The following is a 23,046-nucleotide window of genomic DNA, read 5'->3' on the forward strand; positions in this document are numbered from 1 at the left end:
GTCAATCGCTCATCGCGCGGGCCAGTCTGCGAATGCGCAGGGCGCGGTTCAACTCCCCGCCAAAGATCAGCACCAGTGCGGCGAGATACATGAAATACAGCGCCGCGATGATCCCCGCCATGCCCGCGTAGTAGCTGGCATAGGTGCCAAAGCTGCGCAGGTAGGACGAAAAGAGCACGGCAAGCAGGGTCCATGCAACGGCGGTTGCCACCACCCCGGGCCAGATGTTGTTAAACTTGGTGCGCCGGGCAGGCAGGATCACATGGGCGGCAAATAGCGCGACCAGCAGGATCGTCGCCGAGACCGGGAAGCGCACAAGGCCGACGGTCACCGAACGCGGATCGAAGCCCGGCATCAGCATATGCAGCCAAGACCCGGCACGCGGGGCCAGCACCAAAAGGTATCCCACGATCACAAGGATCAGGCTCGCCAGCAGCACCATGGCCACCTGCACCGCATAGATCGTGAAGACCGAGCGCGTCTCGCGCAGCCCATAGGCGCGGTTCAGGCCGATGCGGACCCCATCGACCCCGCCCACGGCGAACCAGACGGTCAGCAAGATACCCACGCTCAGCAAATCGCCGCGCGGCACGGTCATGACCTTTTCCACCTCTGACACGATGGGTTCGATCAGGGCAGGGGGGACGATGGCGATCAGGAAATGGATCAGATCATCGGCCATCGACCGGTCACCGACAAAGGCGGTGAGCGAACTGGTGAAGATCAGGAACGGGAAAATCGCCAGCAGCGCGCGAAAGGCAACGTTTCCGGCCATACCAAAGGCATCATCGCTCCACAGGCGCAGCACCGCTTCGTGCAAAACTGCGCGCGCGACCCGCAGCCCGGTGCCGTGAAACAGGTCCTCGGGGTTCTCGCTGAGAACACCGTGGGTCAACACGACTTCGCGCTTTTGGTCCTGAGCCGATCTGGCGTCCATGCCAATGCCTCGTTTTCATCCCATGAGGCTAAGCTAGTGCCCGATGGCCCGGGCTGCCACCTTGATGACGGGCCACTGGCAAGAGCAGGCTCATGCGATTGATCTTGCCAAAGGGTGATCGCTCCACTTGACGCTCGCAGAGCGATAAAATAGGAGGGAGGCCGTAGCGCGGGCGTTGTGTAATGGTAAGACCTCAGCCTTCCAAGCTGATGATGCGGGTTCGATTCCCGCCGCCCGCTCCACTCTTTCCCCAAACCTGTTTTGACCGCCGCCACTGCGCGGGATAGTTGCGCCTGCTGCGCGCAACAGGGGCGGCAGATTGTCCTTATGACGGCGGTCCTGCTTGACCCTGCCCAGCCCCCGCGCCATGACCGATGTGGAAAGACAAAGGAAAGCCCATGGCCCGCACCCCAGCCCCCGCACAGTCCGCCAAAGATGAACGCGAAAAGTCGCGGCGGATCGGCGCTCTGGCGGCGTTGATGCCCTTCATGGCCCCTTACCGCGTGCTCATGGCGGCCGCAGGTGCGGCGCTGGTGCTGACCGCGATGATCTCACTGACGCTGCCCTTGGCGGTGCGCCGGGTGATCGACAATTTCGGCACCGGGGAGAGCGAATTGCTCGACCTTTATTTCGTTGCCGCCCTGCTGATCGCGGCGCTGCTCGCCGTGGGCACCGGGCTGCGCTATGCGCTGGTGACGCGCTTGGGCGAACGGGTGGTGACCGATATCCGGCGCGCCGTTTTTGACCGCGTGGTGGGCATGAGCCCCTCGTTCTATGAGCGCATCATGACCGGGGAAGTGCTGAGCCGGATCACGACCGACACGACGCTGATCCTGTCGGTGATCGGCTCTTCTGTCTCAATCGCACTGCGGAACCTGTTGATCTTTGTCGGGGGCTTGGGGCTGATGCTGCTGACTTCGGCCAAGCTCACCGGGCTTGTGCTGCTGATCGTGCCTGCGGTGGTGATCCCGATCCTGACGCTGGGCCGCCGCCTGCGGGTGCTGAGCCGAGAGAACCAAGACTGGATCGCGGCGAGTTCGGGCAACGCCTCTGAAACGCTGGGCGCGGTGCAAACGGTGCAGGCTTTCACCCATGAGGCCGCAAGCCGGGGCCAATTCGCGCAGATGACCGAAGCCTCTTTCGACGCCGCGCAGCGCCGGATCAAGACCCGCGCCGCGATGACGATGATCGTGATTTTTCTGGTCTTCGCGGGCGTGGTGGGCGTGCTGTGGATCGGCGCGCGGGATGTGCGCGCCGATGTAATGAGCGCGGGCGCGCTGGTGCAATTTGTGATCTATGCGGTCATGGTTGCGGGCGCGGTCGCCGCCCTGTCCGAGATCTGGGGCGAGTTGCAGCGCGCAGCGGGTGCCACGGAACGGCTGGTTGATCTGCTCCAGACCGAGGACACGGTGCAAGACCCGTCGCCCGAGGCGCAGACCACCCTGCCGCAGCCCGTGGCGGGCAAGATCGCCTTTGAGAACGTGCAATTCACCTATCCCGCCCGGCCCGATGTGGCGGCGTTGGATGGCATCGATCTCGAGATCAATCCGGGTGAGACGGTGGCCTTTGTCGGCCCCTCGGGCGCGGGGAAGACGACGATCATTCAGATGATCCTGCGCTTTTATGACCCGCAGTCGGGGCGGATCACGCTGGATGGTGTGGACCTGCGCGATGTGGCGCGGGATCATTTCCGCCGTGCTGTTGCGCTGGTGCCGCAAGACCCGGTGATCTTTGCCGCCACGGCGGCCGAGAATATCCGCTTTGGACAGCCCGATGCCAGTGACGCAGAGGTTGAGGAGGCCGCCCGCGCCGCCGCCGCGCATGATTTCATCACCGCATTGCCCGACGGCTATGACAGCTATCTAGGCGAACGTGGCGTGATGCTGTCTGGCGGGCAGAAACAGCGCATCGCCATCGCCCGTGCCATCCTGCGCGACGCGCCGGTTCTGTTGCTGGATGAGGCGACCTCTGCGCTGGATTCGGAAAGCGAAGAGCTGGTGCAGGCTGCTGTGGACCGTCTGAGTGCCGACCGCACCACGTTGATCGTGGCGCACCGTCTGGCCACGGTGAAAAAGGCCGACCGCATCGTGGTGATGGAGGCGGGGCGCATCGCCGCCATCGGCACCCACGAGGAACTGGTGGCCAGCGACGGGCTATATGCGCGTCTGGCGCGGCTGCAATTCACCGATGGGGCCGTCGCCGCAGCCTAAGGCAAGCTTGAACCACGCAACCCCGGCGTTACGTCACCCTAGTGTGACGTTGCGTTTGTTGCCGCCGATTGCTTGCGAAACGGCGCGTTTCACCGCAATCTGGCGCGAGGAGAATAAGCCGGAACACCGGCATAGGGGAGGAGACACCATGACATTCGCCGGGATCGAAGACCGCAATGCCATCGCGGCGGAAATGCCGTGGGAAGACCGCGACGTGGCCAAGACGCTCTACGGAATGCTGAGCAATACGACCGCGAAATTCCCCAACCACAATGCCGTCAGCTATCAGATATTCTCAGGCCCCAAAGACAAGGCCGAAACGCTGAGCTGGCAAGAGTTGCATGGCCGTGTGACGCAGGCCGCGAACCTGTTCCGCAGCCTGGGCGTGGGCGAGAAAGACGTGGTGGCCTATGTGCTGCCGAACTGTAACGAGACGACGATCACCCTGCTGGGCGGCGCCGTGGCCGGGATCGTCAGCCCGATCAACCCGTTGCTGGATGCCGAACAGATCGGCGCGATCCTGCGCGAGGTCGGCGCATCGGTCGTCGTTACCCTGCGGCCTTTCCCCAAAACGGATGTGGCCCAAAAGACCGCCGAGGCGGTGCGCCTTGCGCCCAAGGTGCATACGGTGCTCGAAGTTGATCTGGTCCGCTATTTGACCCCACCGAAAAGCTGGATCGTCCCGCTGGTGCGGCCCAAGGGGATGGTGAACAATCAGGCGAAATACCTCAACTTTAACGCCGAGATCGCCAAGCAGAACACTTCGCTCAACTTTGAGGATGTGCAAGAAGACCGCGTTGCCTGCTATTTCCACACCGGCGGCACCACCGGGATGCCCAAAGTCGCGCAGCACAAGTATTCCGGGCTGATCTACAACGGTTGGCTGGGCCATCGCCTGCTGTTCAGCGAGCAGGACAATATCATGTGTCCGCTGCCGCTGTTCCACGTCTTTGCCTGCCACGTCATCTTGATGGCCGCCGTGTCTTCGGGCGCGCATGTGGTCTTTCCGACGCCGCAGGGCTATCGTGGGGACGGGGTCTTTGACAACTTCTGGAAGCTGGTCGAGCGGTGGAAGATCACCTTTATCATCACCGTGCCCACGGCAATTTCGGCCAAGATGCAGCGCCCGATCGATGCGGATGTCAGCACCGTAAAGACCGCCTTCTCCGGCTCGGCCCCGCTGCCGCTGGAACTCTTCCGCCGCTTTGAAAAGGCCACAGGGGTCACGCTGGTCGAAGGCTACGGCCTAACCGAGGCGACCTGCCTTGTGTCCTGTAACCCGACGGATGGCCCCAAAAAGGTCGGCTCCATCGGCATCGCATTCCCCTATTCGGATGTGCGGATCATCAAGGGCACGGCAGACGGGCCAATTGACGCGGAAACGGATGAGATCGGCGAAATCTGCGTGTCGAACCCCGGTGTCTTTGCGGGCCATACCTATGTCGAAGAAGACAAGAACAAAGACCTCTTCTACCACGGCAAATACCTGCGCACTGGCGATCTGGGCCGTATTGACGCAGATGGCTACATCTGGATCACGGGCCGTGCCAAAGACCTGATCATTCGCGGCGGTCACAACATCGACCCCGCCGAGATCGAAGAGGCGCTGCTGGGCCATGAGGCCGTCGCTTTTGCCGGGGCCATCGGCCAGCCCGACCCCCATGCGGGCGAGGTGCCCTGTGCCTTCGTCGAACTGGTGGAGGGCGCCAAGGTCACCGAAGAGGAACTGCTCGCCTTTGCGCGCGAGCATGTCGCCGAACGGGCCGCCCAGCCAAAGCACCTCAAGATCATGGATGAGTTGCCCAAGACCGCCGTTGGCAAGATCTTTAAGCCCGACCTGCGCAAGGATGCGATCACGCGGGTCTATAATGGCAGCCTTGAGAAGGCGGGCTGTGCCGCGCGGGTGACCGACGTGATAGACGACAAAAAGCGGGGGTTGGTGGCTCAGGTCACTATGCACGACGCCACGCATGACGACGTATCGAAAGTGCTCAGCGTCTATACGCGCCCTTGGGAGCCTGTGAGCTAAACGACTCAGACGGGTAGGGCGGCCTAGATCGCCCCCATTCCCCAAATTCCCCGATTGCAGCCCCGCTGCGTTGCGCCGATGCACATTTCCTGTGTATCGGCGCAAAAATTTTAAGCTGTTTACCTGTAGTTAGCCCCCGGCCTTTCGCGACAGGCATAGCGCCTATGCAAATTCTGCGGGTTCAAAACGGGGTCAGAGCGTACTACTTCTGCATTGCAGCATTGATAATGCACTTGCAGCATTCTGAAAGGAGTTGCGCTTATGACGATGGCAATCTCACGTGGCACCACCCTGAGCTCCGCGCTCGATGGGCTTCATCACACCTATGACGGCATGCGCCGTCGTGTGGCCCAGATCAAGGCCCGGCGCGCAGCTTACAACCGAACTTTCACAGAACTTAACGTACTGAGTGATCGCGAACTGTCGGACATCGGCATCGCGCGGTACGACATCCGGCGTGTTGCGTCGGAAGAACTTTCGAAGGAACAGACCTATGAAGTATGACAACACCCTATCCGCCCCTCACGGTTTCTCCCTGCGTGACGCGACCGCTCCGGTATTCGGTGCGCTTGGCACCGCTGCTAGCAAAGTCGGCACCCTGCTGGCGCGTGGCGTCACCCAAATGCAGGTTTCGCGTATGCAGTCCGTCCTCAACAGCATGAGCGACGCACAGCTTGAGCGCGCGGGCATCGACCGCAACCAGATCCCGCAGCACGCCCAAGCGCTGGTGACAGAAGAATACGACGGTCTGTAAGCCGCAGCGCTTATGACCTTTAGCAATCAATGTCGCGCCCTGCGCGCTGCATTGTCAGGTGCCGGACCCCGCTCCTCCTTCCCGGGTTGATCTGACACCGCATATTAACGGTCCTCCTCCTCCCGGACCCGTTATACCGACCGGCAAGCTTACCTCCTCCCAAGCTTGCCGGTCCATGCTTTCTGCCGCAATATCAAGGCGCTGCGCTGTCGAGCCAGAGGGTCACCGGCCCATCGTTGACCAGTGCCACGGCCATATCCGCGCCGAACCGCCCGGTCTGCACAGGGATGTCGAGCCCGGCGAGACTGCGGGCGAAATGGGTGTAGAGCGCCTCGGCCATCTCGGGCTTTGCCGCGCCGGAAAAGCCGGGGCGTTTGCCGCGCGAGGTATCGGCGGCGAGGGTGAATTGGCTCACCGCCAAGGCCGCGCCGCCGGTTTGCGCAAGGCTCAGGTTCATCTTGCCGCCTTCATCCTTGAACAGCCGGAGTTTAGAGATTTTCAGGGCGAGTTTCTCGGCGGTTTCTTCGGTGTCTTCGGGCATGGCACAAACAAGGATCAGCAGGCCGGGGCCGATCTCTCCGATAACCTCACCCTCGACCGTGACCGACGCCTCGGTCACCCGTTGCAGCAATGCGCGCATGTCAGTCTTTCCAATCGATAATCTCTGAGGGGGCCGCCCGTTCGGTGCGAAAGCCATTGGCCGGATGCTTGGCATCGGCATAGCCGAATGAGATCGCGCAGAGCACCAGCCGATCCTCGGGCAGATCAAGCACCTCACGCACCAAAGGCGCATAGGCGGCGATGGCGGCCTGCGGGATGCTGGCCACGCCAAGCGCCGTCGCGGCGAGGGTGAAGGCCGTGACGAAGCCGCCGCAGTCCATCGCACCATAGGGGCCAAGCTCGCTCGGGGCGGTCACGATGGCCACATGCGGCGCGTCGAAAAGCGCGTAGTTGCGCAGCATCTGTGCCTTGCGCGCGTCGCGGTCGGATTTGGCGATGCCCACCGCGTCGTAGAGTTGGAAGCCACAGGTGCGGCGACGCTCGGCATAGGCGCCTGAATAGCCTGTGGGCCACGGCAGGTCCGGCTCCACCGGGGTATTTGCGCTTGCGGCCTCAAGCAGTGCGGCGCGAAAGGCGTCGGTGCCCGCGCCGCGCGTTACGGTCACCTGCCATGGCTGCGCATTGCACCATGAGGGCACGTGACGCGCGGCGCTGACGATCTGGGTGATGGTCTCCTCAGGCAGCGGGTCAGAGAGAAAGGCGCGACAGGAGTAGCGGGCCTGCAAGAGGTCGGTGAATTGGTCATAGGTCTGGGTCATTGCTGGGCCATGAAATAGCCGACGATGGCGGCGGCGATCAGCCCCAGCACCACGGCGAAGGTGATCTTGATCGCGGAATAGGGCCGTTCGCCCTGCACCTTGCCGGAGTGGCCATTCACCACAAAGCGATAGGTCTTGCCGCGGTATTTATACGCGGCCAGCCAGACCGGCAGCAGGATATGTTTAAAGGTCACATCGCTGATCTGCGTGTTGATGTCATGCACCCGCTGGCGGTCCCCGCCGATGTCGAATTTCACGTCCCGTTCAATCACCCGGTCCATATGGGCGCGGGCCTGAACAAAGCCTTCCTCCAGCGTGATGCCGTAAGCCTCGGCCCGGAAACCGGCGAGGTATTCCGGCGCATAGGGCTCCAGCGCCGAGAGGTCCCAAGGGTGCAGCGCATCGGTGTGTTTCTTGGGCAAAGAGCGCGAGGCAAGCACCAGCACATCGTCAAAGAACCGCGCAACCCGGCCCGATGCCGCCCGCCAACGGATTTTCGGCACCTGCTGCTGCACCCGTTTTCCATCGCGCATAACGGTGCGTGTGACGTAATAGACCGTGCCCCGCTCCCCGCGATAGCTGGAGGCGGTCTGTGCGTCATAGGTCCAGAACGGCACGTAAATACCCTGCATCCGGCGGCCCTTGCGGGCATATTGCTGCAGGCCATTGGGCGCGAACCAAAGACCGCCGAGCCAGTCTTTCATGGCATTGCGGGCGCTTTCTTCGGGCAGGGCAAAGGGCAGCACGGCGCGGGGTTTGATATGTCGGTTGGTGCCGGTGTCGATCACCACGGGCGTGGCGCAGAAGGGGCATTCGGCGGCGTGTTTGCCGGGCTCGAATTCCACCTGCGCCGCGCAATTGGGGCAGGTGGTGACGCGGGTCTCTTCCATTTCGGCAGCGGGCAGGGCGGATTGCAAGCCTGCGCGGAAATCTTGCTCGGCGATGGCATGGGCGTGGCGGCCCGTGCCGTCGATAGGCTCCACATTGCCGCAGTGATCGCAGATCAGCAGCGACTGCGCCGGATCAAAGCGCATGTCAGAGCCGCAGGTGTCACAGGGGAAACGGTGCTCTTCTAGCGGGGCGGCGGGGGGCAGATCGGTGGCGGACATAAGGGGTGCTTTGCAAGGTCAATCGCGGCGGTGCGGATGGGGGGGGCGCAGCCCTAGAGGGGGCCACGGGGGGCAGGCCGTCTGCGCGCAAAGGTGTTATCCCTCGCGCCAGCGTATCAGGCCGGGGGTGGCGGCGGTGGCATCACGGTAAAGAGCTGCGCCAGCTCGGCCACATCCTCGGCCCGCTGCCAACCATCTTGGCCCGGCGTCCAGACCAGAGCATCGCGCCCGAGGCTGCCTTCGGTCACTTTGCGGCCCATCGCGGCCTTGGAAAAGGGCCCGGAGGTCGCGCCATCTTTGGCGATATGCCAGACCTTCTCGACCGGCGGCGGAGGCGGCGGCACGGGGGCCGCAGCGGTGGGGGCAGGGCGCGCGCCCCAAGGGCCGGCCTGCGCGCTGGCGGCCTGCGCCATGCTCATGCCCAGACCCGCGCCGAGGCCGGTTTGCATCGCCGCCCCGCCCGCGCCATCGCGGCCAAGCGCCTCAGCCGCTTGGAACTGCATGTATTCGTTAAGGTTTCTGACCACGCCCATGGAGGTGCGTTTGTCCATCACCGCCTCTACCGCGGGCGGAAGGGAGATGTTCTCGATGTAGAGCTCGGGCATCGCCAGCCCGTATTCGGCGATCTGTGCGGCGATGTCTTTGCCGACCAATTGCCCCAATTCACGGGTGTTCGCAGCCATGTCGAGCACCGGAATGCCCGAACTTGCCAGTGTGCGCGAAAAGGCCTGCACGATGATGTTGCGGATTTGGTAAGAGATTTCATCCATGGTGAATTCACCATCGGTGCCGACGATCTCGGTCAGGAACTTTGCCGGGTCGCTCACGCGGACCGAGTAGGTGCCATAGGCGCGCAGGCGCACCGGGCCAAACTCAGGATCGCGGGCGATGATCGGGTTCTTGGTGCCCCATTTCAGATCGTTAAACCGGGTCGTGTTGACGAAGTAGATTTCAGATTTGAACGGGCTTTTGAAGCCATGATCCCAATGCTGAAGCGAGGTCATGATCGGCATGTTGTTGGTCTCAAGCATATAGAGACCGGGAGTGAAGACATCCGCCAACTGCCCCTCATGCACAAAGACCGCGGCTTGCCCCTCGCGCACAGTCAGCTTGGCGCCGTATTTGATCTCATGGCCTTCACGCTCAAACCGCCAAACCATGGTGTCGCGGGTGTCGTCGGTCCAGTGAATGACGTCGATGAACTGGCCGGAGAGGAAATCGAAAATGCCCATGGGAATGGTCCTTATTCTTTCGTCGTAAAGCTGCGTTACACCGGCCCGTCCGTCAACTCGCGTGCGATGATCCGGGTGATCGGGTTGACCTGCTCTGCTGTCATGCCGGGGCGCAGACGCTTGTCATAGAGCATCTTGAGCAGGAGTTCGTCGTGTTTGGTCAGCAAGGCGAATTCGTCGTCATCGTTAAAGATCGACGGGCGTGCGGCGGGGCTGTCATTGGCCAGACCCAAGCCTTGGGCCAGTTCTTCGTGGATGCACGACAGCCGCAGCAACCCGGGGTTTTCCGAGCGGATCACCGCCACGGCGGCGGTATAGACATTCGGGTGGTCGCCCGCGGCATAGGCGGCCACGGCGCAATAGGTGTCGCGGCGCATGTTGCGCATCGCACGGAGCGACGATGGGCTTACGCCCGCGACCTTTTCCGCAGCATGGGTCAAAGCATCGACCCGGTCATCTTCAGAAGCTACAACCACTATGAAATTAGGCGTGCCTGTCGTTGAGATCGGATGCCCCGTAACCCGGGCAAGGCGTCGCGCGAAAGCCTTGATGTTGGTGGTGTCAGAGCGGCGTTGCGACGGGGGGATGCTATCACCGAAGATGATCTGCATGTGCACAGGCCCTTCCCAGCGGCGCAGGGGACTGGCCCCACCGTGGCCGGAAAAATTGCCGTCATATTCGTTATAAAGGGCGATCTGCTCAAAGTTGCGGACCAGCATTTCGCTGGTAAAGGGCGTGTCATCACCGCCACCGTCTTGGCGCAGCAAATCCTGGTTCAACTGCGCCTTCTCAACTTGATGCAAATAGCTGCGCAGCATGGCGCTTTTTTGCGAAGTGGGTTTGGCCACCACAGCCGGAGAGGGGGGCTTTGCCACAGGGCGAGCCTGCGGCTTGGCGACCTGTTGCAAGACGGGCGCGGGTTCGGCGCAGGCCAGCAATAGCATGCTCAGCGCCAGCGCCCCCCCGGCGCGCAGTTTTCTGCGCAGACGTTCTTGCATTACCTGTTCCCCCACGTCGGTCTTAGCTTGGCACCGCATTGCCTGTGGTGTCGCCCAAGCCCGTTTCGCGGGCCTTAGCGGCGGCCAGCGTGTCGCGCAGACGGCCTTCCATTTCCTGCAACTCCTTCTCGGCATTGGCGCGTTTTGCCTTGCCTTCATCGGCGATCTGCAGGGATTCTTCGATGGTGCCGATCAGGTCTTCGTTGGCCTGTTTCACCGCTTCGATGTCGAAGACGCCGCGCTCCATTTCCTGACGGATCACCTTGTTGCTGTCACGCAGGTTCTTGGCGTTGGAGGTGAGCAATTCGTTGGTCAGGTCATTCGCCTCGCGCACCGCATTAGCCGCGTCACCGCTGCGCTGGATGGTCACGGCTTGGGCCAGTTGCGTTTCCCACAGCGGCACGGTGTTCACCAAGGTCGAGTTGATCTTGGTCACGAGGCTTTTGTCGTTCTCTTGCACCAGACGGATCGAAGGCAGGGATTGCATGGTGACCTGACGTGTCAGTTTCAGATCATGCACCCGACGCTCCAGATCATCGCGGGCGGCACGCAGGTCACGGAGTTCCTGCGCCCGCATCACCTGATCGTCTTCGTTCGCCTTATCCAGCGCGGTCTGTTTGGCGGGGATGGTCTTGTGATCCAGTTCAACAATCTTGGCCTCACCGGCCGAGATATAGAGCGCCAGTTCGTCGTAGAATTGCAGCGTCTTTTCATAAAGCAGGTCGAGCGATTTGATGTCTTTCAACAGCGTATGCTCATGCGCCAGCAGGTTGTCCGTGATCCGGTCGATCTGGCCTTGTACCTCTTCGAAACGCGCGGTGAATTTGGCGAATGGGGTGGCACGGCCCAGCAATTTTTCCCACCAGCTTTGTTTGCGCCGCACGTCCAGCTCAGAGACCGAGAAGCCGCGGATCGCGCTGACCATGGTGCGCAGGCTATCGCCCGCGGGGCCGACATCCTTGTTGCGCACATCGGCCAGCATGGATTGGCTGATCTCTTGCAACTCGGCCTGCGCGGCAGAGCCGAAGCTGACGATGGATTGCGTATCGGTCACGTCGATCTCGGCCATACGCTTTTGGATTTCCGCGCTCTGTGCGGCATCAGCTTTGGCCAATGGCACGATGGCCTTGGCATCCGCCGGTTCGGGCAAAACGGTTGCGTTCACTTCTTCCACCAACCCTTGCGATTGGGCAGCTTTTTCACGGAGGGCATCGGTCATCACTGATCTTCCTTGGTATTTGCAGGGGCGGGCTGTTCCAGTCGGACTCCCTCGCGGGAGAGGCGTTCACGCAGCACGTCGATTTCCACGTTCAGATCGCTGCGGTCGTCCAGCAGGGACTTCGCTGTGCGGGCGGCAAAGTTCTGATCCAGATCGTCGAGCAAAGCGAGGTAGTCGTCGCGGGCTTGCGCGTCTTGGTTGCGGGCATAGAGGTCGGCGAATTTCACCGTCGCATCATGCGCGCCGCGCAGATAGACGACAAGGTATTTGCGGGCGGCGGTCAGGTCGCGGGGGTCTTCTTCGACGGTGCGGATCAAATGGCGGGCGGTTTCTTGGAACTCGGCCAGCCGTGCTTCGGCGCGCCGGTCGCCTGCACGCAAGATCGCTTGGCTCATGCCCGAGAGCAGCTTTTCGGCCTCATCTACCACGCGGGCGACGCGGTCTTGCTGGAAGGTGTCGATCCCCTCCATGCCTTTGTTCTGAAAGGGATCAATGCCAAATGCCGCAAGGTGCAGGGCCGTGGCCGCGAGGCCGTAGAGCAGGGCTGCGATAAGGCTCGGGTCATTGCTGAATGCAGCAAGGGCCGCGCCAGCGCCCGCCAATACTGCGGCCAGAATTTTGCGCGGCAGGACCGGGCGGCGGGCAACTTTGCGTTCGTGGTACTCCGCCTCGGCCAGAAGGCCGTCGCGCAGTAGCCAGACGCCCGAGGCCAACAAAAACGCCCCGCCAAGGCCAAGGACCAGCGTGCCCGCGCCACCGATAAGCGAGGTTCCAGCCAGCAGGACCGGGGGCAGGAACATCAGGTTCACCCGCCCGCCCACAGGATCGACCCGCAGGCGGCGGGTCTTGCGCGGGGTGCTGCCGGGGGTGGCGTCCGTGTCGGGGCTATATTTGCCGCCAAAGCGCTGCGCCATGGATCAAAGCCCCCCGAGAAAACCGCTGGTCAGCCCAAGCAGCAAAACCAGCAACGCCCCAAAGGCGATTTTCTGAAAGGTCGTTGGCGCCATCATGTTTCCCCTCTCGCCGCCCCAGATCGGGCGCAGCGCCGTGCCGGCACTGTCAGCCGCGCGCCCCAAGAGCGAGGCCGCGCCGAGGATGATAACCACGAGCGCGGCCAAGGCCACCAAAAACATCACTATTCGCAACATATTGCCCTTTTCTGCCAGCGGTTTCGCGCTGATCTTGCCCTGCCGTTCTCTATTCAACGCACGCAGGTCAGCAGCGTTCCGGAAACGCGCAGGGCAACTTGGGGCAGTGCCGGTCAGCGGCGGGGTTTTGGCCCCCGGCCACCGGGCTTTGGCCCCGGTTTGCCGTCCGGCTTCGCATTGGGGCGCCCTGCGGGACGCGCCCCCGGTTTACCACTGGGCCTGCCTTGGGCTGCCTTGCCACGCGGTGCATTCTTCGCCTTGCCGCCACCACGGCGGGGCGGCGGTTCGTCATCTTCGCCGGGTTGTACGGGCAGACCGGGCTGGCCCGCGCCCCCAAAACCGCCGGGTTTGCGGCGTGGCGGGCGGCGCAGACCCGTGGGCTTTTTCACAGCGGTGCCGCTGGGGTCTTCCAACTCAAGGCCCAATTGATCGCGCACGACCTTGCGACGCAGTTCTTCCACCTCGCCGATCTTCAACTCGCCCAATTGGAACGGGCCGTAAGAGATCCGGATCAGCCGGTTAACGGTCAGGCCCACGGCCTCCATCGCGCGGCGAATCTCGCGGTTGCGGCCTTCGCGCAGGCCGATGGTCAACCAAGCATTCGCACCTTGTTGGCGGTCCAATGTCACGTCCATCGGCTGGAAATTTTCGCCCTCCACGGTGATGCCGCGGCGCAGAGGCTCCAGCATTTCATCCGTGGGGCGGCCATTCACCCGCGCGCGGTAGCGGCGCAGCCAGCCCGTGCTGGGCAGTTCCAGTTTGCGTTTCACGCCGCCATCGTTGGTCAGCAGCAAAAGCCCTTCGGAATTGAGGTCAAGCCGGCCTACGGTCATCACGCGGGGCATGTCCTCGGGCAGGGCATCAAAGATCGTCTCGCGGCCCTTCTCGTCAGAGTTTGTCGTCACCAGCCCGGTGGGCTTGTGATAAAGCCAGATGCGCGGCGGTTCGGGCGCGCCGACGGGGGTGTTGTCGACGGTGATCTTATCCTCAGGCGTGACGTTCAGCGCGGGCGAGGTGATCTGCTCTCCGTTCACGCGCACGCGGCCCGCTTCGATCATGCGCTCGGCCTCGCGGCGCGAGGCAATACCGGCGCGCGACAGCACCTTGGCGATGCGGTCGCCCTTGGATGTGCTGGCGTCAGCATCGGTGTCGGTGTTTTGCGGGCCTGAGCCGGAGGGGGGCATTTTTGCGTTCATACACTGCGCTTACCCTGTTTCACGGGCTTGCGAAAGGGTGGCGTTTGCGGCCATGTGACGGAATGGAGTTTCGCTCATATATGGGTCAGGCGCTGGCCGAGGCCCGCGCCGCTGCCGCGCGCGGCGAGGTGCCGGTGGGGGCGGTTGTCGTCTCACCCGAAGGGCGGATCGTCGCGACGGCAGGCAACGAAACCCGCGCGCGCAACGATCCAACCGCCCATGCCGAGATGCTGGCCCTGCGTGCGGCCTGTGCGGCTGTTGGCTCAGAACGGCTGATCGGTCACGCGCTCTACGTCACGTTGGAGCCCTGCGCGATGTGCGCCGGGGCCATCGCCGCCGCGCGGCTAGAGCGCTTGTTTTACGGTGCGGCAGACCCCAAATCAGGCGGCGTGGCGCAGGGCGCGCGGGTGTTCTCGCATCCCCAATGCCATCACGCGCCGCAGGTCTTTGACGGCATCGCCGCGCGGGACTCAGAGCAGCTTTTAACTGCATTTTTCCAAGCCAAAAGAGGGGGGTAACCCATGGCAGGCAATAGGGATTTGGCGCAATTCGTGCGGGATGCGCTCAGCGCAGGCAAAAGCCGCGTTGAGATCGCCGCAGTGTTGGGCCAAGCGGGCTGGTCGGCGCAAGAGGTCAGCGACGCATTGGAAGGCTGGGCGGATGTGCCCTTTGCCCCGCCGGTGCCACGCCCGCGCCCCGTGGTCACGGCGCGGGATTTTTTCGTCTATGCGCTGATGTTCGGGGCGCTGCTTTTTGGCGCGGGGTATCTGGTGGGGCTGCTGCATGCTTTGATCGACCACTTCATCTCCTCAGAGGACAGCGGGGCGACCTATCGCATCCGCTGGGCCATGGCGGTGCTGATCGTGACGTTGCCGCTGTACCTGTGGCTGGCCACCCGCGAAAACAGGCGGTTGGCCGCTGATCCGGCGCTGGCGCGCTCGGCCATTCGCAGTTGGATGACCTACGTGACCCTGCTTTTCGCCGCTGCGGTCCTGTTGGGCGATCTGGTAGCGGTGATCTATGCCTTCCTCAGTGGCGACCTGACAGTGCAATTCGCGTTGAAGGCGCTGGTGGTGGCGGGAATCGCCGGGGGCATCTTTGGCTATTACCGCCGCGATGGGCGGCAGGGGGCGACCGGGTGAACCGGCTGTTCTTTGGCGGTGCCGTGGCTGTGGTCTTGGCCGCGCTCCTTGCCGGTTTCGCCGTGGTCGGCGGGCCGGGTCATGCGCGCGCCGAAAGCCGTGACCAGACCCGTCTGGCAGACCTGCGGCACCTCGCCGATGCGCTTATTTGCGAGACTGCAGAGCAGGCGGCGTTCTCTCGCGCCTGTCGCAGCACAGAGCAGAGCCTCCACGATCCGCTGACCGGCGCCGCCTATGAGGTGACGCGAGGGGCTGAGAGCCTCGCTGTCTGCGCGACTTTTGAGGTGCCTCAAGAGAAAACGGTCGCCTCTGGGCGGGAGCGGCTGCATTTCGACGGGGCGGTGGGATGCCTGCGCTATCGGCGCGTCCCATCTTCGCGACAATGGGTGGTGCAGGCGCCCTGAGCGGGGGAGGGGTGCGATTGACGGGCTGCCGCTGCTCGGCGGCCTAGGTCGGTTAAAGCTGCGCTAAGCGCGCCTTACCCGGCTCCACAACGCAAAAGGCCACGCGCAAACCGCGTGGCCTTTTGAAACCGTTCAAAGCAGGCGATCTTACTTGATCTTGCCTTCTTTGTATTCGACGTGCTTGCGCGCAACGGGGTCGTACTTTTTGATGACCATCTTCTCGGTCATGGTGCGTGCGTTCTTCTTGGTCACGTAGAAATGGCCTGTGCCCGCGGACGAGTTCAGGCGGATCTTGATCGTGGTTGGCTTCGCCATGTGTCTTCTCCTGCTGCACGGCCGCGCAGGCGTGCGTGAATTCTGAATTTCGGGTTCTAGTCAGACCCGCGCCCGAGTCAACCGCTATTTGCCCGTCCGATGCCGAAAGACGCCGGTTTCGTCGAAAAACCTGCCTTTCGGACCTGAAAGGGCAGGAATATGCGCGGAAGGCCTATAAGCCGGATTTTGTACCTGTCCGAAAACAGGCGATGACCATTCCTCTGACTGCACCGTTGCCGATGCAGCTATAGCTGCCAACCCGGACCTGCTGGGGCAGAAGAGCCCCGCCTTTGACCCGAAGATCAGCGGCGCGCGGTCCCTATTTGGCATTGCTCCCGGTGGGGCTTGCCGTGCCAGAGCTGTTGCCAGCCCCGCGGTGGGCTCTTACCCCACCGTTTCACCCTTACCCCTTGGGGGTTCCGGCAAGCCGGACCAAGGGGCGGTTTCATTTCTGTGGCGCTTTCCGTCGGGTTGCCCCGCCCGGGCGTTACCCGGCACCGTTTCTTCTTGGAGTCCGGACTTTCCTCTACGTCGCCTTTGCCCCGCAAAAGCGACGCCACGGATGTCACACATGCGTGTGACGGGAGTGGTCGTCGGTCATGCGACGCGAGTCGACGCAGCGGCCATCCAGCCTTCCGCGCATCCCCGCCCTAGACGCCGCCGCGTGGCGCGTCAATGGGGGCGGGCAGGGCGGCAAGGTCTGCGGGGGTGAGAGGGCCGCGCCCGTGGGGACGGAAACGCATCCGCACGGTCTCTAGCAGCGTTGCATCATCGCAGGGCGCGGTGAAGCCTGCGGCCTGCGCGGCGTCGCGGAAGGTGTCGGCTGTGGCGGTCTTTGGCGCAGCGCCGTCGCCCGCAGGCAAGGCCAGCCCCCGCCGCGCCAGCCGTGCCCAATCGAATCGGGGGCCGGGGTCGACCTTTCGGCCCGGTGCCATGCAGGAGTGGCCGATTATCCCGTCGGGCGGGATGCCGTGACGCTCCATGATGCCGGGCAGGAGGGTTTCGAGCGCGCGCATCTGCGGTTCTGAGAAGGGGTGATCGCCGCGGTTGTCCAACTCGATCCCGATGGAGCGGGAGTTGATGTCGTCCTGACCCGCCCATTCGCCGACGCCCGCGTGCCAAGCGCGCTGGTCTTCTTTAACCAATTGCAGGATGCGCCCGTTGCCACAGATCAGATAATGCGCAGAGACAGCCGCAGAGGGGTCGCAGAGGCGATCCAGCGCCGCTTGGGCGCTGGTCATGGCCGTGTGGTGGAGGACGATAAGCCGGGGCCGCAGCCCGCCGCGTCGCGGGCCGCAATTCGGCGAGGGATGCGCCGTCACGTCAGGCGCGACAGGCATTTATCAGCCCTGCGCAGCCCGGCGGAAGGGAGTGGGATCCCAGTTGCAGGCGAAGCCATCGCCATCGGGGTCCATGCCCTCGCGGTCCTTTTCGGGGCCACCGGCCTCAAGGAAAGCAATCTGCGCTTGGTCGGCGTGGCTGTACTGCGCGCAAGCACGTTCAAACTTGCGGGCCTTGTTAAAGCCGATACGGCTATAGACCTGCTGACCGACCGATTGGTTGGATTGCAGCGCATAGGCGACGATGTTCGGGCCGACGTTCCGACGCTCGGGCAGTGCTTCGGGCTGAACCACCTGATATTGGGCGCGGTTGGCGGCCACACGGGCCGCGTCGTCTTGAATGCTGCGCTGGCCCGATACCGCGTCAAAGTTGTTCTCATTCGAGATGCCAACGGCGTTGACCGCGGCGGGGGGCGGGTTCGACGGGCTGGCGTTCACCGGGGAAACGCCCGAGTTGGTCGTGGCGTCATTGCCCAGACCGTTGCTTGCCCCGCCCGGACGGGTCGCCGCCAGAACGCGGGCGGTTTCCGCCGCCGTCGCTTCGGGGGAGCCGTCATCTAACGGCTGGGCGGTAACGTCAGAGGTGAAGCTGCCGTCGCCCGCCAGCGCCGCATCGCGTGCACGCTGCTCGGCTTCGAAATTGCTGTCGCCAAAGCCGACGCCGCGCCCGCTGTTGATGTTCCCGGAATCGGGGATCGCCGGTTGGCAGGCTGCCAAAAGACCGCCTGCTGTCATCGCTAGAAGTGTCCGTGTGATCATCTGACCCGCTCTCGCCTCTTATTCACCGCCCCGCGGCTTACCACCATTTCTCGGGCTTGGCCACAAAACCGGCCGCCTTCTCCAGCGCATAGGCGGAGGACAGCAACTCGGCCTCTTCCCACGGGCGCCCAATCAGTTGCAGACCCAGTGGCAAGCCTGTGGCGCTTTGGCCCGTCGGCAGCGCGACACCGGGCAGACCGGCAAGGTTCACCGTCACAGTGAACACGTCGTTGAGATACATCGCCACCGGATCGGCGTCCTTCATTTCACCCAGACCGAAGGCCGCCGAGGGGGTCGCCGGGGTCAGGATGCTGTCGATGCCTTGGGCAAAGACATCTTCGAAGTCTTTCTTGATCAGGGTGCGGACCTTGCGGGCGCGGTTATAATAGGCGTCGTAGAAACCGGCGGAGAGCACATAGGTGCCAACCATGACGCGGCGCTGCACCTCGTGGCCGAAGCCCTCGGCGCGGGTTTTCTCGTACATCTCGGTGATGCCGTCGCCGTGGTCGAGCTTGGCGCGGTGGCCAAAGCGCACACCGTCATAACGCGCGAGGTTCGAGGATGCCTCGGCGGGGGCGATGACGTAATAGGCGGGTAGGGCGTATTTCGTGTGCGGCAGCGAGATGTCGACGATCTCGGCGCCCGCGTCCTTCATCATCGCGATGCCGTCTTGCCAGAGCTTGTCGATCTCTTCGGGCATGCCATCCATGCGGTATTCGCGCGGGATGCCGATTTTCTTGCCACGGATGTCGCCAGTCAGGGCCGCCTCAAAGTCCGGCACGGCCAGATCGGCGCTGGTGCTGTCCTTGGCGTCATGGCCGCACATGGCTTCCAGCATGATCGCGGCGTCGCGCACGGTTTTGGTCATCGGCCCGGCTTGGTCGAGGCTTGAGGCGAATGCGACGATGCCCCAACGCGAGCAGCGGCCATAGGTCGGCTTGATGCCCACGGTGCCGGTAAAGGCCGCAGGCTGGCGGATCGAGCCGCCGGTGTCGGTGCCGGTCGCGGCGAGGCAGAGGTCAGCAGCCACGGCGGCGGCAGAGCCACCCGAGGAGCCGCCCGGTGTCAGGTCCGCCGTGTCACCCGCGCGGCGCCACGGATTCACCGCGTTGCCATAGACGGAAGTCTCGTTCGACGAGCCCATGGCGAATTCGTCCATGTTGAGCTTGCCTAGCATGACCGCGCCGCTGTCTTTCAGCTTTTGGCTGACGGTGCTTTCGTACTCGGGCAGGAACCCTTCGAGGATGCGGCTGCCCGCTTGGCTTGGCACGCCTTTGGTGCAGAAGAGGTCTTTGATGCCGATGGGCAGGCCGCACATGGCAGGCGCATCGCCCTGTTTGATGCGCGCGTCGGCCTCGGCGGCCTGTTCCATCGCGATCTCGGGGGTGCGGTGCACGAAGGCGTTCAGCGCGCCTGCGCCGTCGATGGCTTTGAGGCAAGCTTCGGTCAGCGCGGCGGATGTCGTTTCACCCTTGCGCAGCGCGTCGCGGGCTTCGGCAAGGCTCAGTTTGTTCAGATCGGTCATTATTCCACCACCTTCGGCACGGCAAAGAACCCTTCACGGGCATCGGGGGCATTGGCCAGCACGCGGTCCTGCTGGTCGCCATCGGTGACCACATCCTCGCGCCGTTTCAGGCGCTGCGGGGTCACGGAGGTCATCGGCTCGATGCCGTCGACATCCACCTCGGACAGCTGCTCGATGAAGCCGAGGATGTTGTTGAACTCTTCCGCCAGCGCCGGAAGCGCCTCGGGTTCAACCTTGATCCGGGCCAGTTTCGCCACCCGTGCGGCGGTGTTTTCGTCGATCGACATGAACATCTCCATCTCTTTGTGGGTCCTCTACCGTTTGGGGGCGGGCCTCGCAAGGGTTTGAGAGGGGCGAAGCGGAGCCGGGCAGGCGCCAGACCGGGGGATGGCGCCTGCCTCGAAGCAGTTGGGCAATTTATGTTTGCTGGGGTATTGCGCGATGGCGGGATGGCGTCCGGCTTGCAGAGGCGCCAGCCCGTTGGGCCGGTCTGGCGCTGCCCGGCGGGCATGCGCCCTTGATTCCGGGCTGGTGGCATGCGGAGGCGTTTACTTGATTCCGCGCTTCGGAGGGTCAAATCTGACGTAAAACCCACATTACTCAGGAGACCCTCATGAACATCATCTGGCTCGGCCACGGCTCATTCCGCATCGAGATCGAAGATCAAGTGCTGCTGATCGACCCTTGGCTCAAGGACAACCCGATGCTGGACGAACAGCATTATGCCGAAGCGATCAAAGGCGCGACTCAAATCCTCGTCACCCACGGCCATTTCGACCACACGGCTGACATCGCCGACATCGCCAGCCGGACCAATGCGCCGGTGGCGGGGATGGTCGAACTGATGGGCTGGCTGGAAAGCAAAGGCGTCGCACAAACCACCGGCTTTAACAAAGGCGGGACGATCCGCGCGGGCGAGGTGGCGATCACCATGGTTCCGGCCTCGCATTCCTCATCCGTGGATGGCGACAACGGGCCGATCTACACCGGGATGGAGACGGGGTTCATGATCTCGGGCGAGGGGCATACGATCTATCATTCCGGCGACACGGCGATCATGGCGGATATGGATTGGATGGGCGACTATCACAAACCCGACATTGGCATTCTATCCGCGGGCGGGCATTTCACGATGGACATGGCGCAGGCCGCCTATGTCGCGAAACGTTATTTTAACTTCAAGACGGTTATTCCCTGCCACTACCGCACATTCGACGCGCTGGAGCAATCGGCGCAGGCGTTGACCGATGGCCTGCCCGGCGTCGATGTGGTGGAGCCGCAGGTCATGCAGCCGATCACCGTCTGACCAACTGCCCCCGACCGCCTTGCGCGCCAAGGCGGAACGGGGGATACCTGAATGAACCACCGGGGAAATGCCATGTTTGCCAAATCGACTGCCGTGATCTTGTTGCTGACGCTGGGGGCCTGCGCCCCGCTGGACCGGGCCGAGCCTACCGGCAGTGTCGGCTTTACCGGCGTGGGTGGTGACCGGCCAGTCATCTTCCCGGCGCATCTTTTGGTGTACCAGCCGCAATAGACGTAAGGCGGCTGAGATGCCCAAAGAAGGTCACTTCATCAACCGCAGCAATTGGCTGCGCGCTGCCGTTTTGGGGGCCAACGACGGTATCGTCTCTTCTGCCAGCCTGCTGGTGGGGGTGAGCGCGGCTGGCATGGCGCAGGGCAATGTCCTGCTGACCGGACTTGCGGGGCTCACCGCCGGGGCGCTTTCAATGGCGGCAGGGGAGTATGTCTCGGTCTCGGCACAGGCGGACGTTGAGAAGGCCGATTTGGAGCGCGAGCGCGTGGCCCTGATCGAAGACCCGGATTACGAGCTGAGCGAACTTGCCGAAGGGCTGGAGAACCGGGGCGTGGAAAGTGACCTCGCCTTGGAAGTCGCAGCACAGATGACCGACCATGACGCCTTGGGCGCCCACGCGCGCGAAGAGTTGGGCATGTTCGGCCTTGCCGGTCAGGCCGATCCGCTGCAGGCGGCGGGCGCCTCGGCGCTGGCCTTTGCCTTGGGCGGCGGGCTGCCCTTGTTGGCGGCTGTTCTGGCCCCTGCGGGGGCGCGTGGCCTGACGATCGCATTGGTTGCGTTGCTGGCGCTGGTGCTGCTTGGCGCGGGCGGGGCACAACTGGGCGGTGCGCCGAAGCGGCCCGCCATCAGGCGTGTCGTTTTCTGGGGCGGTTTGGCTATGGCCGTGACCGCGGGGGTCGGCCATCTTTTCGGAGCGATTGGCTGACCGCTTTGACTTTAAATGCCGCCAAAGAAAAAGGCCGACCCCTTTCAGGGCCGGCCTTTCACATCAGATGGTCCAGCGATTATTCGCGGTTGCCGAAGAGCGACAGCAACATCATGAACATGTTGATGAAGTCCAGATAGAGGCTCAGCGCGCCCATGATCGCGGCCTTGCCCAGCCACTCAGTGTCGCCGTGATGCGCGTGGGCCAGATACTCGGTCTTGATCTTCTGGGTGTCATAGGCGGTCAGACCCGCGAAGATCAGAACACCGATGGCCGAAATCGCGAACATCAGCGCCGAAGAGGCGAGGAAGATGTTAACGATCGACGCGACAACCAGACCGATCACGCCCATGATCAAGAAGCTGCCCCAGCCGGAGATGTCCTTCTTGGTGGTGTAGCCCCAGAGCGACAAACCGGCGAAGGCGATCGACGTGATCAAAAAGACCTGCGCGATGGAATAGCCGGTAAAGACAAGGAAGATCGAGCTGATCGAGATGCCCATGACGGCGGCGAAGGCGTAGAACACGACCTGCGCCGTGGCCGCCGACATTTTGTTGATCATCGCGCTAAAGCCAAAGACAAAAGCGAGCGGCGCGAACATTACGACCCATTTCAGCGGCGAGGCATAGAGCGCATAGCCCAACTGCGTCAGGTACTTATCTTGGCTAAGCTGCGCTACGGCGGCGGAAGGGTCGGAGGTAACCGATAGCCCAGAGATGGCCCAGGCCGCGGCGAAGGTGATGAGCATGCCGATCGACATGGTGCCATACACCTTGTTCATATGAGCGCGCAGACCCTCGTCGATCGCGGCGACGCGCGACCCGGCAGCAGAGCGAATTGAATTGACGTCAGCCATTTAGTGACTCCCATTGGCAAAGTTGCGTGTCGAAACCCGGCCGACACGTTCTTGGCTTTGAATATCGGACCTGAGAGGGCGAATTTCAAGTGTCTTGCGGTCTGATATCACGGCAATAATCGCGGGTTTCGCCCTGGATTTGTCAGGGGCGCGCGCTGAGGGTCGGTAAGACCTCTATTTCGGGCGGGCGGGCCGCCCAAGGCGCGGTGATCGGCGGAAAAGCACCGATGCTTTGGCGGCGCGGCGGGGCGCGAGTAACGGTGACGTGAACCACCCGAGAGCCAGAAAATCGGCATTTGAACTATTCCGGG

At 63.1% G+C, this 23,046-nt stretch carries 26 protein-coding genes, 1 tRNA gene and 1 other RNA gene; 11 read left to right on the forward strand and 17 right to left on the reverse strand.

The genetic code is table 11. The annotated features are described in order from the left end of the window. Position 1 precedes the first annotated feature (1 nt). The gene (locus T8A63_RS04495; protein ID WP_067916052.1) at positions 2-937 is read right to left on the reverse strand and encodes a YihY/virulence factor BrkB family protein; all 936 of its coding nucleotides are present in this window, start codon (positions 935-937) and stop codon (positions 2-4) included. 168 nt (positions 938-1,105) lie between these two features. Here T8A63_RS04495 and T8A63_RS04500 point away from each other — a divergent pair. From T8A63_RS04500 to T8A63_RS04520, 5 genes are all read left to right on the forward strand, one after another. Beyond that, positions 1,106-1,179, forward strand: a tRNA-Gly gene (locus tag T8A63_RS04500). A 156-nt stretch (positions 1,180-1,335) separates the two neighbouring features. Next, positions 1,336-3,147: an ABC transporter transmembrane domain-containing protein gene (locus T8A63_RS04505; protein ID WP_322345097.1), complete on the forward strand. Its 1,812-nt coding sequence runs from the start codon at positions 1,336-1,338 to the stop codon at positions 3,145-3,147. Between the two features lie 148 nt (positions 3,148-3,295). Further along, positions 3,296-5,176 carry an acyl-CoA synthetase gene (locus T8A63_RS04510; protein ID WP_322345098.1) on the forward strand — a complete coding sequence of 627 codons (1,881 nt, stop codon included), beginning with the start codon at positions 3,296-3,298 and terminating at the stop codon, positions 5,174-5,176. Between the two features lie 261 nt (positions 5,177-5,437). Then, the gene (locus tag T8A63_RS04515; RefSeq protein WP_067626693.1) at positions 5,438-5,680 is read left to right on the forward strand and encodes a DUF1127 domain-containing protein; all 243 of its coding nucleotides are present in this window, start codon (positions 5,438-5,440) and stop codon (positions 5,678-5,680) included. Continuing rightward, a complete protein-coding gene (locus tag T8A63_RS04520) occupies positions 5,670-5,930 on the forward strand; it encodes a hypothetical protein (protein WP_067935439.1) in 261 nt (86 codons plus the stop codon). The genes T8A63_RS04515 and T8A63_RS04520 overlap by 11 nt, the downstream gene beginning before the upstream one ends. A 193-nt stretch (positions 5,931-6,123) precedes the next feature. On the opposite strand, the gene dtd is transcribed toward T8A63_RS04520, so the two are convergent. The 9 genes from dtd to T8A63_RS04565 form a co-directional block, all read right to left on the reverse strand. Next, the gene (dtd, locus tag T8A63_RS04525; RefSeq protein WP_067935442.1) at positions 6,124-6,570 is read right to left on the reverse strand and encodes a D-aminoacyl-tRNA deacylase; all 447 of its coding nucleotides are present in this window, start codon (positions 6,568-6,570) and stop codon (positions 6,124-6,126) included. A gap of 1 nt (position 6,571) precedes the next feature. Further along, positions 6,572-7,249 (reverse strand): nitroreductase, encoded by a 678-nt coding sequence (locus T8A63_RS04530; RefSeq protein ID WP_067935444.1) that lies wholly within the window; start codon positions 7,247-7,249, stop codon positions 6,572-6,574. Further along, positions 7,246-8,358: a TFIIB-type zinc finger domain-containing protein gene (locus T8A63_RS04535; RefSeq protein ID WP_322345099.1), complete on the reverse strand. Its 1,113-nt coding sequence runs from the start codon at positions 8,356-8,358 to the stop codon at positions 7,246-7,248. The genes T8A63_RS04530 and T8A63_RS04535 overlap by 4 nt, the downstream gene beginning before the upstream one ends. Positions 8,359-8,474: 116 nt before the next feature. Then, positions 8,475-9,590, reverse strand: a complete 1,116-nt coding sequence (locus T8A63_RS04540) for an SPFH domain-containing protein (RefSeq protein ID WP_322345100.1) — start codon at positions 9,588-9,590, stop codon at positions 8,475-8,477. 35 nt (positions 9,591-9,625) lie between these two features. Next, the gene (locus T8A63_RS04545; RefSeq protein ID WP_067942115.1) at positions 9,626-10,588 is read right to left on the reverse strand and encodes a DUF2927 domain-containing protein; all 963 of its coding nucleotides are present in this window, start codon (positions 10,586-10,588) and stop codon (positions 9,626-9,628) included. Positions 10,589-10,610: 22 nt separating this feature from the next. After that, entirely contained in the window at positions 10,611-11,807 is a 1,197-nt protein-coding gene (locus T8A63_RS04550) for a toxic anion resistance protein (RefSeq protein ID WP_322345101.1), read from the reverse strand. After that, entirely contained in the window at positions 11,807-12,721 is a 915-nt protein-coding gene (locus T8A63_RS04555) for a 5-bromo-4-chloroindolyl phosphate hydrolysis family protein (protein ID WP_322345102.1), read from the reverse strand. The genes T8A63_RS04550 and T8A63_RS04555 overlap by 1 nt, the downstream gene beginning before the upstream one ends. A 3-nt stretch (positions 12,722-12,724) precedes the next feature. Further along, positions 12,725-12,955, reverse strand: a complete 231-nt coding sequence (locus T8A63_RS04560; protein WP_067627501.1) for a hypothetical protein — start codon at positions 12,953-12,955, stop codon at positions 12,725-12,727. 113 nt (positions 12,956-13,068) lie between these two features. Beyond that, complete coding sequence (locus tag T8A63_RS04565; protein ID WP_322345103.1) at positions 13,069-14,151, reverse strand: pseudouridine synthase; 1,083 nt, start codon at positions 14,149-14,151, stop codon at positions 13,069-13,071. Positions 14,152-14,213: 62 nt separating this feature from the next. Between T8A63_RS04565 and T8A63_RS04570 the strand changes: the two genes are divergently transcribed. From T8A63_RS04570 to T8A63_RS04580, 3 genes are read left to right on the forward strand one after another with little or no spacing between them, the layout of a single operon-like run. Next, complete coding sequence (locus tag T8A63_RS04570) at positions 14,214-14,669, forward strand: nucleoside deaminase (RefSeq protein WP_067627497.1); 456 nt, start codon at positions 14,214-14,216, stop codon at positions 14,667-14,669. 3 nt (positions 14,670-14,672) lie between these two features. After that, positions 14,673-15,293, forward strand: coding sequence for a DUF5671 domain-containing protein (locus T8A63_RS04575; protein ID WP_322345104.1), 621 nt, complete (start codon positions 14,673-14,675; stop codon positions 15,291-15,293). Then, positions 15,290-15,697, forward strand: a complete 408-nt coding sequence (locus tag T8A63_RS04580; protein WP_322345105.1) for a hypothetical protein — start codon at positions 15,290-15,292, stop codon at positions 15,695-15,697. The genes T8A63_RS04575 and T8A63_RS04580 overlap by 4 nt, the downstream gene beginning before the upstream one ends. 147 nt (positions 15,698-15,844) lie before the next feature. Here T8A63_RS04580 and rpmG read toward each other — a convergent pair whose 3' ends face one another. The 6 genes from rpmG to gatC form a co-directional block, all read right to left on the reverse strand. After that, positions 15,845-16,012, reverse strand: coding sequence for a 50S ribosomal protein L33 (rpmG, locus tag T8A63_RS04585; RefSeq protein WP_007119221.1), 168 nt, complete (start codon positions 16,010-16,012; stop codon positions 15,845-15,847). Between the two features lie 159 nt (positions 16,013-16,171). Continuing rightward, an RNA gene (gene rnpB / locus T8A63_RS04590) (RNase P RNA component class A) lies at positions 16,172-16,651 on the reverse strand. An 11-nt stretch (positions 16,652-16,662) separates the two neighbouring features. Next, a complete protein-coding gene (locus tag T8A63_RS04595; RefSeq protein WP_322345106.1) occupies positions 16,663-17,352 on the reverse strand; it encodes an N-acetylmuramoyl-L-alanine amidase in 690 nt (229 codons plus the stop codon). Positions 17,353-17,355: 3 nt separating this feature from the next. Continuing rightward, positions 17,356-18,111, reverse strand: coding sequence for a hypothetical protein (locus T8A63_RS04600; RefSeq protein ID WP_260009896.1), 756 nt, complete (start codon positions 18,109-18,111; stop codon positions 17,356-17,358). A gap of 37 nt (positions 18,112-18,148) precedes the next feature. Then, positions 18,149-19,636 (reverse strand): Asp-tRNA(Asn)/Glu-tRNA(Gln) amidotransferase subunit GatA, encoded by a 1,488-nt coding sequence (gatA, locus tag T8A63_RS04605; protein ID WP_300055856.1) that lies wholly within the window; start codon positions 19,634-19,636, stop codon positions 18,149-18,151. Next, complete coding sequence (gene gatC, locus T8A63_RS04610; protein WP_067942117.1) at positions 19,636-19,923, reverse strand: Asp-tRNA(Asn)/Glu-tRNA(Gln) amidotransferase subunit GatC; 288 nt, start codon at positions 19,921-19,923, stop codon at positions 19,636-19,638. Before gatC ends, gatA begins: the two co-directional genes overlap by 1 nt. Positions 19,924-20,249: 326 nt before the next feature. Here gatC and T8A63_RS04615 point away from each other — a divergent pair, with 326 nt between their 5' ends. The 3 genes from T8A63_RS04615 to T8A63_RS04625 all read left to right on the forward strand — a co-directional run bounded on the left by T8A63_RS04615 (position 20,250) and on the right by T8A63_RS04625 (position 21,879). Beyond that, positions 20,250-20,942 (forward strand): metal-dependent hydrolase, encoded by a 693-nt coding sequence (locus tag T8A63_RS04615; protein ID WP_322345107.1) that lies wholly within the window; start codon positions 20,250-20,252, stop codon positions 20,940-20,942. Positions 20,943-21,014: 72 nt separating this feature from the next. Then, positions 21,015-21,173, forward strand: a complete 159-nt coding sequence (locus T8A63_RS04620) for a hypothetical protein (protein ID WP_300055851.1) — start codon at positions 21,015-21,017, stop codon at positions 21,171-21,173. Positions 21,174-21,189: 16 nt separating this feature from the next. Further along, positions 21,190-21,879, forward strand: coding sequence for a VIT1/CCC1 transporter family protein (locus T8A63_RS04625; protein WP_067942101.1), 690 nt, complete (start codon positions 21,190-21,192; stop codon positions 21,877-21,879). A gap of 79 nt (positions 21,880-21,958) precedes the next feature. On the opposite strand, the gene T8A63_RS04630 is transcribed toward T8A63_RS04625, so the two are convergent. Beyond that, entirely contained in the window at positions 21,959-22,735 is a 777-nt protein-coding gene (locus tag T8A63_RS04630) for a Bax inhibitor-1 family protein (RefSeq protein ID WP_067627480.1), read from the reverse strand. Positions 22,736-23,046 lie beyond the last annotated feature (311 nt).

This window comes from Sulfitobacter sp. OXR-159, assembly GCF_034377145.1.
Lineage (GTDB): Bacteria > Pseudomonadota > Alphaproteobacteria > Rhodobacterales > Rhodobacteraceae > Sulfitobacter.